The following is a 12,236-nucleotide window of genomic DNA, read 5'->3' as shown; positions in this document are numbered from 1 at the left end:
CCTCTTCGCCGAGGGCATGGTGGAGGTCAGCGGCCCGAAGCTCCGCGCGGGCCTGAAGGTGAGGATCCCGCAGTGAGCGGCGGCACGGATCCCGCCGCCTCCGCCGTGGTGGAGTTCCGGACGGTCTCGAAGACGTACCCCGGCGGGGTCGCGGCCGTCCGGGACGTCAGCCTGCGGGTCCTGCGGGGCGAACTCGTCGCGATCGTCGGCCCGTCGGGCTCGGGCAAGTCCAGCATGCTGAACCTGATGGGCAGCCTCGACCGCCCGTCGGCCGGCCACGTCCTGGTCGACGGGCACGACGTCGCCGCTCTGACGGACCGGCAGGTCTCCGCGCTGCGGGCCACCCGGATCGGCTTCGTCTTCCAGCAGTTCCATCTGGCGGTCGGGGTCCCCGTCCTGGACTCGGTCGCGGACGGCCTCCTCTACGCCGGCGTCCCGCAGCGCCGCCGCCGGGCCCGCGCGGCCGCCGCCCTGGCCAGGGTCGGCCTCAGTCACCGCGTCCACCACCTGCCGCACCAGCTGTCCGGCGGCGAACGCCAACGCGTCGCCGTGGCACGGGCGGTGGTCGGCGAACCGGCCGTGCTGCTCGCCGACGAGCCCACCGGAAACCTGGACTCCGCCTCCGGGGCGGCGGTCCTCGCGCTCCTGCGCGAGCTGCACGCGGCCGGTACGACCGTCGTGGTCATCACCCACGACCGGGAGATCGCGGCCGCACTCCCCCGCCGTATCGAGATGCGGGACGGCCGGGTCGTCGCCGACACCACCACGGAACCCACGAGAGGAGCGCCCGCATGACCCCCGCTCCCCGACGGCTCCGCAGAGCGCCGGACAAGGGCGACATCCTCCGCCCGGCCCGCCTGCGCCCCGCCGACGTGGTCCGCCTCGGCGGCACCGGCCTGCGCACCCGCCCGCTGCGGGTGTTCCTCTCCGCGCTCGGCATCGCGATCGGTGTCGCCGCGATGATCGCGGTGGTCGGCATCTCCGGTTCGGGCCAGGCGGAGGTGGACCGCAGGCTCGACGCGCTCGGCACCAACCTGCTGCGGGTCGCCCCCGGCGCCACGCTCGGCGGGCAGCAGACGAAGCTCCCGGCCGAGGCGGTGCCGATGATCGACCGCATCCCGCCGGTCAGTGAGGTCGCCGCCACCGGAGAGACCGGGGCGAAGATCTACCGCAACGAGCGGATCGCCGTCGGACGCACCGGCTCCCTCACCGTCCTCGCCGCCGACGACGCACTGCTCCCCGCGGTCGGCGGCGAGGTCCGCAGGGGCCGCTGGCTCGACGCGGCGACCGCCCGCTACCCGGCGGTGGTGCTCGGCGCGACGGCCGCCCAGCGGCTCGACGTGTACACCCCGGGAACCCGGGTCTGGGTGGGCGGGCGCTGGTTCTCCCTGGTCGGCGTCCTCGACCCCGTACCCCTGGCTCCCGAACTGGACGGGGCGGCGCTCGTCGGCTGGCCGGCGGCACGGACGTACCTGCGCTTCGACGGGCATCCGTCGACGGTGTACGTACGGGCCGAGGACAGCGCGATCACGGCGGTACGGGCGGTGCTCCCGGCTACCGCGAACCCGGCGAAGCCCGCCGAGGTGCAGGTGTCCCGCCCGTCGGACGCGCTCGCGGCCCGCGAGGCCACCCAGTCGGCGCTCACCGGTCTGCTCCTGGGGCTCGGCGGGGTCGCGCTGCTCGTCGGCGGGGTCGGCGTCGGCAACACCATGGTGATCTCGGTCCTGGAGCGGCGCCCCGAGATCGGCCTCCGCCGTGCGCTCGGGGCCACCCGGGGCCAGATCCGCGGCCAGTTCGTCACCGAGTCCCTCCTCCTGTCGGTGTTCGGCGGCCTCGGCGGCACCGTCCTCGGGACGCTGATCACGGCGGCGTACGCCCTGAGCAGGGGGTGGCCGACGGTGGTCCCGGTGTGGGCGACGGCGGCGGGCGTGGGGACCACGCTGGTGATCGGCATGCTCGCGGGCCTCTATCCGGCGGTGCGGGCGAGCCGCCTGGCCCCGACGGTGGCCCTGGCGGGAACGTGACCCGTGGCGGATTGTCCGCGTCCGAGCACGAGAAGCGGCCAATCCGCCTCCGGACGGCGCAACAAGGCCCGGACAGGGTTGGCCTTTTCCTTCCGGAGCGGAATTCACGGATCCACAGGACCGGAACGCATTGAACGAACCCGTACACCCTTTCCCACCACACACATAGGCATCGGAGAAGGCACAGGAACCGGAAGAGGAAGACGATCACCCCGTCTTCCCCACCCCCTTTGAACACGTCCGAAACCCACTTCCCCGCGCCCACCCCCGAAAAACAGCCGACCCGATTTCCCCCCATTGAAAGCGATCGCCTTCCCCGGCAATTCTTTCTCCGCACTCGAACGAACCGGCCCGCCCGTCGCCTCGACGGGCGGGAACGACCCAGAGTTCAGGAGAGATCGATGCGTCTTCGGACGAAGCTCGCCGCGGTGGCACTCGGCGCCGTCGCGGCCACCGGCGGCCTGGTCCTGCCGACCACGGCGGCCGTGGCCGCCCCGGAAGGCACCGCCGCCTGCTCCAGCCCCGGCTGGTCCAACAAGGACGGCCGGGCCGGCAGCACGAACGCGAACTACGTGAACATCCGCTCCGGCCCGACGACCGAGTGCGGTTCGCACGGGCAGGCGCAGATGAGCCACAGCCTCACCCTGCACTGCTGGGTGTCCGGCCAGAACGGCACGTGGTCGCACGTCCGCGACAACACGACCGGCGTCTCCGGGTGGATCAAGGACAGCCTGCTCAACGGATACGGGTCCAACGTTCAGTGTTGATCCCGCATACCGCGGCCGGCCCCGCCCCGCGGGGCCGGCAGCACCACCGTGAACACCGACCCCACCCCCACCTCGGACGTCACCTCGACGGCCCCGTGATGGTCCGCCACGATCTGCCGGGCGATGGAGAGACCGAGGCCGCTGCCGCCGGTCGCCCGCCCGCGGGCCGCGTCCGCCCGCCAGAAACGGTCGAAGAGACGCGGCAGGTCGGTGGCCGGGATCCCGCTGCCGGTGTCCCTGACCGCGATGCGCACCATCTCGTCCCGCTCGGCCAGTTCGAGCCGCACCACGCCCCCGGGGGCCGTGTGCCGCACCGCGTTGCCGACGAGGTTGCCGAGGGCCTGGCGCAGCCGGTCCGGGTCCCCGTGCAGGTGGACGGTGCCGGGGCCCGCGCCGACCACGAGGGCCACCCCGGCCGCCGCGGCCCGCGCGCTGTGCGCGGTCCGGCAGCCCTCGACGAGCTCCCGCGCGTCGAGGGTCCTGCGGTGGTACGTGAGGGCGCCCGCCTCCGCGAGCGCCAGGTCCTGGAGGTCGTCCACGATGCGCTGCTGGAGCAGCACCTCCTCGTGGAGCGAGTCGAGCAGCTCGGCGTCGGCGGCGAGGACGCCGTCCCGCAGCGCCTCCAGGTAACCGCGGAGGTTGGCGAGCGGGGTGCGCAGCTCGTGGGCGATGTCCCCGACGAGGCGGCGCTGGCGTTCCTCGCTGTCCTGGAGGGAGCCGGCCATCCGGTTGAAGGACCGGCCGAGTTCGGCGATCTCGTCCCGGCCGGAGGCGGGCACCCTGCGGCCGAGGTCGCCCTCGCCGAGCCCCCGGGAGGCCGCCGTCAGGGCCCGTACGGGACGCAGCACGGCCCGGCTGAGCAGCAGCGCGCAGGCGAGCGCGGCGGCGGCGACACCGGCCGCGACGACGACGGCCGGGCCGACGGCCAGGGTCTGCCCCGCGTCGTCGACGGCGCCGAGGCGGACGGTGAGCGGCTGGGGGCCGACGGCCGCGGTGCGCTCGGTGAAGACCCGCTGGAGGCAGCTGTGGAGGGCGGCGCCCTGCCGGGAGCGGCAGACTGCGGTGGCGGCGAAGTTCTCCTGGACCACGGCGGCCGACGCGTCCCCGGCCCGCGCGCAGGAGGCCGAGCCGGGGCCGCCGCCGGGGGCCTTGCCGCCGTCCGCGAAGACGGGCACCCCGTACTTCCCGCTCCCGACGGTGACCGTGTGCCCGGCGCGGGTGAGGCAGGCGGCGTACGTCACTGCCGCCGCGTACTCGTGGATCATGCTGCCGGTCACCTTGCCCAGGGAGCCGGGGTCGAAGGACTCCGGCAGGTCGAGGACGGGCCGGGGGTCGACGAGCAGGGGAGGCGCGGTGCCGCCGGGGCGCGGGTCTCGGCCGATGAGCGGGTCGGAGTCGGCGATCTGCCCTTGGCCGCCGGTGCTGATCCGGATGCGCTGCCCGGTCTCCTCGCTGAGGGCGCGTACGGTGTCGGCGACCCCGTCCCAGGTGCCGCGGGTCGCCCCGTAGGCGCGCAGCTCCTCGGTGATCCGGGCGACGGACTGCCGGTCGGCGGCGGTGGACTCGCGGAGCTGGCCGGCGGCCTGCCGGAGGGTCAGCCAGGCGGTGGCGGCGGTGGCGGTGAGGGCGACGAACAGGACGAGCGAGAAGACCCGCAGACGAAAACTCATGACGCGCCCCCCTCGCCGACGCCTCCTCCGCCGACCGGCCCGTCACCGACCGGCCCCCCGTCGGCCGGCCCCCCGTCCACCGGCGCCTCGTCGATCGGTGCCTCGGAGAGCCGGTACCCCCGCCCGTACACGGTCTCGAGACGGCGGGGGCGGGCCGGGTCGGGCTCCAGTTTCAGCCGCAGGTTGCGGACGTGGGCGTCCACGGTCCGCTCCAGTACGTCGCGGTCGAAGCCGAAGACCCGCTCGATGATCTGCGCGCGGGTGAAGACCCGCCCCGGCTCGCGCGCCAGGGCTTCGAGCAGGGAGAACTCCTTCGAGGTGAGGACGACCGGGCGGCCGGCGACCCGGACCTCGAAGCGGGCGGTGTCGAGCTCGACGTCGCCCACCCGCAGCAGCTCGTCGCGGGCGGTCGCGCCGCTCGCCCGGGACCGGCGGAGGAGGGCGCGGACCCGGGCGGTCAGCTCGCGGGGGCTGTAGGGCTTGGTGAGGTAGTCGTCGGCGCCGAGGTCGAGCCCGAGGAGCATGTCCTCCTCGGTGCTGCGCGCGGTCAGCAGCAGGATCGGCACGTCCGATCCCTCGGAACGCAGAATGCGGCACACGTCGAGTCCGTCGACGAAAGGCAGCATCACATCGAGGACGACGAGATCCGGTCGTACGGAACGGACCCGTTCCAATGCGGAGCGTCCGTCCGCGACGACCTGGACGGTATTTCCCTCACGTTCCAGATAGATCCGAATCAGCCGTGACTGCTTTTCGTCGTCCTCGGCGATCAGAATGCGCGCGCTCAACGATGACCCCCACCCGGTTCCGCCAATTCGTATCGACGGTACCGCGTGGGATTCACCTACAACTCGTAGACGGCGGTCACGGGGGCGTGGTCGCTCCACCGTTCCTCGTGGGTCGCGGCGCGCTCGACGTACGCCTTCACGGCCTTGGCGGCGAGACGGGGGGTGGCGATCTGGTAGTCGATGCGCCAGCCGCTGTCGTTGTCGAAGGCCCGGCCGCGGTAGGACCACCAGGAGTAGGGCCCTTCCTGGTCGGGGTGGAGGGCGCGGACGACGTCGACGTACCCGCCCTCGGTCTCGTCGAGCACGCGCCCGAGCCACTCCCGCTCCTCGGGGAGGAAGCCGGCGTTCTTCCTGTTCGCCCGCCAGTTCTTGAGGTCGGCCTCGCGGTGGGCGATGTTCCAGTCGCCGCAGACGACGACGTCGCGTCCGTCGGCGGCGGCGCGGGCCTTGAGCTCCTTCAGATAGGGGAGGAACTCCCCCATGAACCGCATCTTCTCGTCCTGGCGGTCGGTGCCGACCTCGCCGGAGGGCAGGTAGAGGCTGGCGACGGTCACGCCGGGCAGGTCGGCCTCGACGTACCGGCCGCTGCCGTCGAACTCGCTGGACCCGAAGCCGACGCGCACCCGGTCGGGCTCGCGCCGTGTGTAGAGGGAGACCCCGGCGCGCCCCTTGGCGGCGGCGGGCGCGTGGACGGTGAACCAGCCCTCGGGCGCCCGCACCTCCGGGGGCAGCTGCGCCTCCTCGGCGCGCACCTCCTGGAGGCAGACGGCATCGGCGGAGGTCCCGGCCAGCCACTCGACGAAGCCCTTCTTGGCGGCGGCGCGGAGACCATTGACATTCACGGACGTCACAGTGAGCATCCCGGGAGAATACCGACACCCGCCACTGCATACATGTACGATACTTCGCATGAACATCCAGCCCACGCCTTACGACCACCCCGACGCCGTCAAGCTCAACGACGCGGTCCAGGCGGAGTACGCCGCCCGCTACGACGACGAGGGCGATGTCACACCGCTGGACGCCGGGATGTTCGTCCCTCCGCGCGGCCTCTACCTCCTCGCGTACGCCCCCGAGGGCCACCCCGTGGCCACCGGCGGCTGGCGCACCCAGGACAAGAACGACGAGGGCTACGAGGACGGCGACGCCGAACTCAAGCGCATGTACGTGATCCCCGAAGCCCGCGGCCTCGGCCTGGCCCGCCGCGTCCTGGCCGCCCTGGAATCCGACGCCCGCGCGGCCGGCCGCACCCGCATGGTCCTGGAGACGGGCACGGCCCAGCCGGAGGCGATAGCCCTCTACACCTCCAGCGGCTACGAACCCTGCGCCAAGTTCGGCCACTACCGCGACTACCCCAACAGCCGCTGCTTCGCGAAGCCACTGGCCTGACGGAGACTCAACCCCAGGATCCCGCGCCAGACGTCGAGCCGACGCACCGCGTCGGGCCCCTGGGCAAGCCCGGCGAAATCCGCCGCCGACACGGAAGGGCCAAAAGCAGAAATCCCGCCCGATCTTGCGATCGGACGGGATTCCCGGTGTCTGTGGACCTGTGGGGATTTGAACCCCAGACCCCCTCGATGCGAACGAGGTGCGCTACCAGACTGCGCCACAGGCCCTTGCGACGTGTGAAACATTAGCATCCCGACCGGCCCAGGCAAAAATCCGTTCCCTCGCAGGTCAGCCGGGGGCCGTCGCGGGGCCCCCGTGGGTCATTCGTTGGCCGCTCGGGGGCGGTCGTCGTCCGCGTACTGGTCGAAGAGGGGGGTGCGGCCGTGGTCGCGGGTCCGGCGGGGTGAGGCGGGGCGCTGGCGGGGGGCCGGAGACGGGGCGGGGGTTGGATCGGCCGCCGTGGAGGAGCGGGCCGCGCTCCAGGTCTCCGGGTCCGTGATGTCGATGCCGCTCGTGGCGCGCGGGGCGACCGGGGCGGTGACGTACGTGGGGAGCGGGACCGGCACCGGGTCCCAGCTGTCGCCGCGGGCCGGGCCGCGGTCGCGCTGCTGGTCGACCCACTCCGCGTGGTCGGTCTGCTCGACCAGGGCGCGCCGGTCCGCCTCCTGCGGGGACGGGGCCTGGGACGCGTCGGGTGCCGGTTCGGGCGTGGGGGCCGGGCGCCTGCTCTCGCGGAGCCGGGCCGCCGCCGCTTCGGCGCGCCGCCGGTCCATCACGTACACGAAGCGGCGTCGCTCCTGGATCCGCAGGTGCACGATGTACGCGCTGAGCAGCAGCGCGGGGACAGCCGGCGCCCAGAGGAAGGCGACTCCGCCGACCGCCGCGACGACCGCGCCGAGGGTGAAGGCCGCGAAGAGGAGCGTCGTGGTGCGGCGGCGGCGGGCGAGGACCTTGCCGCGGCGGGCCCGTTCGGCGGCGGCGCCCGTGGCGGGGCGGGCCGGCGCCGGGTTCGGCGCGGGGCTCGGGGCCGGTTCCCGTTCGGGTTCCGGGAGTTCCAGGCGCGCTTCGGTCCTGGCCGCGGGCGCGGAGAAGGCCCGGACGTCGACCGAGCTCAGATGCTCGGTCGCCGCGTCCGGGTCCACGTCGGGCGTCGGACCCTCCGCCGTACGGTCCCGTTCCCTGAGCTCCCTGGCGTATCGGCGCTCCATGCCCGCCCGTCCGGAAAGCAGCCGGATGGCGGTGCTGAAGCGTTCCGTCGGACGGGCTTCGTTCAGCTCGTCCTGCCTGCGGAGCCACATCGGTACCAAGTAGGCGGCCCAGGCCCCGACGATGACTGCGTAGATGAGGCCGCTGCTGCTCACGCCTCACACGGTAGAGGGATTCGCGTGACGGCATCGGCCAATTGGGCCGGTGTGTCGCACGATCTGGCTGATATCACTGAAGTTTTTTGTGATTTTTCAGATTGATTGCGTGTCAACTACCGATCGAATTCGAACATTTATTTTATTCTTGCCTGGTGCCAGCGGCGCAGCAGCCCCTCCGGCACCTCCTCCACCGTCAGCGCGAAGACCAGATGGTCCCGCCACGCGCCGTCGATGTGGAGATAGCGGGGCCGCAGCCCCTCCTCGCGGAACCCCAGCTTCTCCACGACCCGGCGCGAAGGCCCGTTCTCCGGGCGGATGCACACCTCCATGCGGTGCAGCCCGACCGCGCGGAAGCAGTGGTCGACGGCGAGCGCGACCGCCGTCGGCATCACCCCGCGCCCGGCCACCTCGCTGTCCACCCAGTACCCCACGTGCCCCGAGCACATCGAGCCCCAGGTGATCCCGGCGACCGTCAACTGGCCGACGAGCCGCCCCCGGTACTCGATGACGAACGGCAGCATCCGGCCCGCGTTCGCCTCCGACCGCAGATGGCGGACCATCTGGCGGTACGTCGGCCGCTGCGGGACCGGCGCGCCCGGGGGCGGCGGCGGAACCGTCGCCTCCCAGGGCCGCAGCCACTCGCGGTTGCGCCGGTTCACCTCCCGCCAGGCCGCGTGGTCGCGCAGCCTTATCGGGCGGAGCACCACCTCGCCGTCCACGAGGACGACCGGCCAGGACGGGGTCACGACGGTCTCGGGTGGTCGCCGCCACGGATCTGGTCGACGGCGTGCCGGAGGAGCGGCTCCAGGACGGTCAGCCCGTCCCGCACCCCTCCGGTCGAACCCGGCAGGTTCACGATCAGCGTGCCGCCCGCGACGCCCGCCAGGCCCCGCGACAGCGCCGCCGTCGGCACCTTCTCCCGGCCGTACGCGCGGATCGCCTCCGGGATGCCGGGGATCTCCCGCTCCAGGACCCGGCGGGTCACCTCGGGGGTCTCGTCGGTGGGCGAGATGCCCGTACCACCGGTGGTGACGATGACGTCGTACCCGGCGGCGATCCCGGCGCGCAGCGCCGCCTCGACGGGCGCACCGTCCGGCACGACCTGGGGGCCGTCCACGGCGAACCGCATCCGGGTCAGGCCCTCCGCGATCAGCGGACCGCCCTTGTCCTCGTACACCCCGGCCGACGCCCGGTTCGACGCGGTGACGACCAGTGCGCGGTAGGCCGCCGCCGGGACCTCCTCCGGTGCGGCCGGCTCCTCGTGCTCGTGCGTCCCCGCCACCCGGCCCGCGCGCGTCACGCCTCGGCCCTCGTCCAGTGGCCCGACTTGCCGCCCGTCTTCTCCTCCACCCGTACGTCGGAGATGACCGCGCCCTTGTCGACCGCCTTGATCATGTCGACGACCGTCAGGGCGGCCACCGAGACCGCCGTCAGGGCCTCCATCTCGACGCCCGTGCGGTCCGTGGTCTTCACCGTCGCGAGGATCTCGACCGCCTCGTCCGTGACCGCCAGGTCCAGGGTCACGCCCGAGACCGCGAGGGGGTGGCAGAGCGGGATGAGGTCCGGGGTCTTCTTGGCGCCCATGATCCCGGCGATGCGGGCGGTCGCGAGGGCGTCGCCCTTGGGGACGCCCTCGCCGCGCAGCAGCTCGATCACGCGCGGCGAGACGAGCACCCGCCCGCTGGCACGCGCCGTGCGGGCCGTGACGTCCTTCGCCGATACGTCGACCATGCGGGCCGCGCCCGCCTCGTCGATGTGGGTGAGACCTTGCTGCGTGCTCATGGCCGTGACACTCCCGGTCGCTGTATGGGGACGACACCGTACCCCCACCCTCGCCCCCTCAGCCGAGGAGGACCACTTCCAGCACGGTGCCCGGCTCCACGGTCTCCGTCTCCTCCGGGACCACGAGCAGGCAGTCCGCGTGCGCGAGGGCCGCGATCAGATGGGAACCGGCGCCGCCCACCGGGGTGACCGTGCCCGCGTCGGGGTCGTACGTCCCCCGGAGGAACTGCCGGCGCCCGGCGGGTGACGACAGCGCCTTGCCGGCGACGAGCTCCGCCCGCACCCGGGGCCGGTGCAGGTCCTCGACGCCCATCAGGGCGCGGATCGCGGGGCGTACGAACAGCTCGAAGGAGACGTACGACGAGACCGGGTTGCCCGGCAGCGCCAGGAGCGGGATCTGCTCGGCGCCGATCGCGCCGAAGCCCTGCGGCTTGCCCGGCTGCATGGCCAGCTTGCGGAAGTCGACCTGCCCGTCGGCGGTCAGCGCCTCCTTCACCACGTCGTACGCGCCGACGCTCACCCCGCCCGTGGTCACGATCAGGTCGGCCCGGATGAGCTGGTCCTCGATGGTGGCGCGCAGCGACTCCGCGTCGTCGGCGACGGCGCCCACCCGGTAGGCGAGGGCGCCCGCGTCCCGCGCGGCGGCGGCGAGCGCGAAGCTGTTGGAGTCGTGGATCTGTCCCTCGCCGAGCGGCTCGCCGGGCTGGACCAGTTCGCTGCCGGTGGACATGACGACCACCCGGGGGCGGGGCCGGACCTTCACGGTGCCCCGGCCGATCGCGGCGAGCAGCCCGATCTGCGGCGGTCCGAGGACCGTGCCCGCCGCCAGGGCCAGCTCCCCGGCCCGTACGTCGCTGCCGCGCGCGCGGACATGGGCGCGGGCCTCGGCGCCGCGGTGCACCCGGACCTCGCCGGCCGCGCCCTCGGGTGCGGCGCTCGCGGCGGTCATGCCGGTGGCCGCGCCCCCGCCCGTACCGCCGTCGGTCCACTCGACGGGGACGACGGCCTCGGCGCCGGGCGGCAGCGGGGCGCCGGTCATGATGCGGGCGGCCTGGCCGGGGCCGACCTCGGGCAGGCCGCCGGCGCCGGCCGCGACGTCACCGATGACGGTGAGGACGGCGGGGAACTCCTCGGTGGCTCCGGCGACATCGGCGACCCGGACCGCGTACCCGTCCATGGAGCTGTTGTCGAAGGGGGGCAGCGCGACCGGCACCGTCACGTCCTCGACGAGGACGCAGCCCTGCGCGTCGAGGAGTTGCAGCTCGATGGGTTCGAGCGGGCCGACGGTCGCGAGGATGTCGGCCAGGTGCTCGTCCACCGACCACAGCCCGCGGGCCGGACCCGCACAGGGGTCGGCGGCGGCCGTCGTCCCGGTGTCGGCGGCGCCCGCCTCGGGATCGGCCGCGCCCGTCCCGTGGTCGTGGTCGTCGTGGGACGGCGACGGTGCCGTGCTGCTGCTCAAGGCGCTACATCTCCTCGCTGACGTATCTCCGGAGCCAGGACCGGAAGTCCGGTCCCAGATCTTCACGTTCGCACGCGAGTCTGACAATGGCACGCAGATAGTCCCCGCGGTCACCGGTGTCATAGCGGCGGCCCTTGAACACGACCCCGTGCACCGGGCCGCCGATCTTCTCGTCCGAGGCGAGTTTCTGCAGGGCGTCGGTCAGCTGGATCTCCCCGCCGCGGCCCGGCTCGGTCTCCCGCAGCATCCCGAAGACGGCCGGATCCAGCACATAGCGGCCGATGATCGCGTAGTTGCTGGGCGCCTCGCCCGCTTCCGGCTTCTCGACCAGGTCCGTGACCTTGACGACGTCCGAGTCGACGGTCGCCTCGACCGCGGCGCAGCCGTACAGGTGGATCTGCGAGGGCTCGACCTCCATGAGGGCGATCACGCTGCCGCCCTCCCGCTCCTGGACCTCCACCATCCGCGCGAGCAGCGGGTCGCGCGGGTCGATCAGGTCGTCGCCCAGGAGGACCGCGAAGGGCTGGTCCCCGACGTGCGGGGCGGCGCAGAGCACCGCGTGCCCGAGGCCGCGCGGGGCGCCCTGGCGGACGTAGTGCATGGTGGCGAGGTCGCTGGACTCCTGGACCTTGGAGAGGCGTTCGGCGTCGCCCTTCCGGCTCAGGGCCTCCTCCAGCTCGTAGTTCCGGTCGAAGTGGTCCTCCAGGGGCCGCTTGTTCCGGCCGGTGATCATCAGGACGTCGGAGAGACCCGCCGCGACGGCCTCCTCCACCACGTACTGGATGGCCGGCTTGTCGACGACCGGCAGCATCTCCTTCGGCGTCGCCTTGGTGGCCGGGAGGAAGCGGGTACCGAGGCCGGCGGCCGGGATGACAGCCTTGCTGATCCGGCCGAGCCTGGGGAGCGACTGATTCATGCGGTGCACCTTAGCCGTTCGGAATGAGAGGAAGATGTGGGTTCGGTTAACTTCCTCCCCATAAAGACAGTTAC

At 73.2% G+C, this 12,236-nt stretch carries 13 protein-coding genes and 1 tRNA gene; 4 read left to right on the top strand and 10 right to left on the bottom strand.

Going from position 1 to position 12,236, the window contains the following annotated elements:
* The first annotated feature begins 72 nt into the window (after window positions 1-72).
* The 3 genes from ABT034_RS19375 (at window position 73) to ABT034_RS19365 (ending at window position 2,791) form a co-directional block, all read left to right on the top strand.
* Window positions 73-795, top strand: coding sequence for an ABC transporter ATP-binding protein (locus ABT034_RS19375; RefSeq protein ID WP_351216672.1), 723 nt, complete (start codon window positions 73-75; stop codon window positions 793-795).
* Window positions 792-2,024 carry an ABC transporter permease gene (locus ABT034_RS19370; RefSeq protein ID WP_351216670.1) on the top strand — a complete coding sequence of 411 codons (1,233 nt, stop codon included), beginning with the start codon at window positions 792-794 and terminating at the stop codon, window positions 2,022-2,024. The genes ABT034_RS19375 and ABT034_RS19370 overlap by 4 nt, the downstream gene beginning before the upstream one ends.
* Before the next feature lie 401 nt (window positions 2,025-2,425).
* Window positions 2,426-2,791: an SH3 domain-containing protein gene (locus ABT034_RS19365; RefSeq protein ID WP_351216668.1), complete on the top strand. Its 366-nt coding sequence runs from the start codon at window positions 2,426-2,428 to the stop codon at window positions 2,789-2,791.
* Here ABT034_RS19365 and ABT034_RS19360 read toward each other — a convergent pair.
* Genes ABT034_RS19360 through ABT034_RS19350 form a run of 3 tightly spaced genes read right to left on the bottom strand, consistent with a single transcriptional unit; the run spans window position 2,782 to window position 6,109 of the window.
* Window positions 2,782-4,461, bottom strand: coding sequence for a sensor histidine kinase (locus tag ABT034_RS19360; protein WP_351216666.1), 1,680 nt, complete (start codon window positions 4,459-4,461; stop codon window positions 2,782-2,784). The genes ABT034_RS19365 and ABT034_RS19360 overlap by 10 nt on opposite strands.
* On the bottom strand, window positions 4,458-5,249 hold the full coding sequence (locus tag ABT034_RS19355; RefSeq protein WP_351216664.1) for a response regulator transcription factor: 792 nt from the start codon (window positions 5,247-5,249) through the stop codon (window positions 4,458-4,460). Before ABT034_RS19355 ends, ABT034_RS19360 begins: the two co-directional genes overlap by 4 nt.
* A gap of 56 nt (window positions 5,250-5,305) precedes the next feature.
* Window positions 5,306-6,109 carry an exodeoxyribonuclease III gene (locus ABT034_RS19350; protein WP_351216662.1) on the bottom strand — a complete coding sequence of 268 codons (804 nt, stop codon included), beginning with the start codon at window positions 6,107-6,109 and terminating at the stop codon, window positions 5,306-5,308.
* A gap of 49 nt (window positions 6,110-6,158) precedes the next feature.
* Between ABT034_RS19350 and ABT034_RS19345 the strand changes: the two genes are divergently transcribed.
* Window positions 6,159-6,638, top strand: a complete 480-nt coding sequence (locus ABT034_RS19345; RefSeq protein ID WP_351216660.1) for a GNAT family N-acetyltransferase — start codon at window positions 6,159-6,161, stop codon at window positions 6,636-6,638.
* 153 nt (window positions 6,639-6,791) lie between these two features.
* Here the strand turns inward: ABT034_RS19345 and ABT034_RS19340 are convergent.
* From ABT034_RS19340 to galU, 7 genes are all read right to left on the bottom strand, one after another.
* Window positions 6,792-6,865: transfer RNA gene (locus ABT034_RS19340), tRNA-Ala, on the bottom strand.
* A gap of 93 nt (window positions 6,866-6,958) precedes the next feature.
* Window positions 6,959-7,999, bottom strand: a complete 1,041-nt coding sequence (sepX, locus tag ABT034_RS19335) for a divisome protein SepX/GlpR (RefSeq protein WP_351216658.1) — start codon at window positions 7,997-7,999, stop codon at window positions 6,959-6,961.
* 137 nt (window positions 8,000-8,136) lie between these two features.
* Window positions 8,137-8,748 (bottom strand): GNAT family N-acetyltransferase, encoded by a 612-nt coding sequence (locus ABT034_RS19330; RefSeq protein ID WP_351216656.1) that lies wholly within the window; start codon window positions 8,746-8,748, stop codon window positions 8,137-8,139.
* On the bottom strand, window positions 8,745-9,284 hold the full coding sequence (locus ABT034_RS19325) for a MogA/MoaB family molybdenum cofactor biosynthesis protein (RefSeq protein ID WP_351216699.1): 540 nt from the start codon (window positions 9,282-9,284) through the stop codon (window positions 8,745-8,747). The genes ABT034_RS19330 and ABT034_RS19325 overlap by 4 nt, the downstream gene beginning before the upstream one ends.
* A gap of 14 nt (window positions 9,285-9,298) precedes the next feature.
* The gene (moaC, locus tag ABT034_RS19320; RefSeq protein ID WP_351216654.1) at window positions 9,299-9,784 is read right to left on the bottom strand and encodes a cyclic pyranopterin monophosphate synthase MoaC; all 486 of its coding nucleotides are present in this window, start codon (window positions 9,782-9,784) and stop codon (window positions 9,299-9,301) included.
* Between the two features lie 58 nt (window positions 9,785-9,842).
* Entirely contained in the window at window positions 9,843-11,246 is a 1,404-nt protein-coding gene (gene glp / locus ABT034_RS19315) for a molybdotransferase-like divisome protein Glp (RefSeq protein WP_502972983.1), read from the bottom strand.
* A gap of 4 nt (window positions 11,247-11,250) precedes the next feature.
* Entirely contained in the window at window positions 11,251-12,162 is a 912-nt protein-coding gene (gene galU / locus ABT034_RS19310; protein WP_351216652.1) for a UTP--glucose-1-phosphate uridylyltransferase GalU, read from the bottom strand.
* Window positions 12,163-12,236 lie beyond the last annotated feature (74 nt).

It is taken from the genome of Streptomyces sp. NPDC002773, assembly GCF_040295605.1.
Lineage (GTDB): Bacteria > Actinomycetota > Actinomycetes > Streptomycetales > Streptomycetaceae > Streptomyces.
The sequence above is the reverse complement of the archived record's forward strand: the minus strand, read 5'-3'. Positions and strand labels throughout refer to the sequence as shown.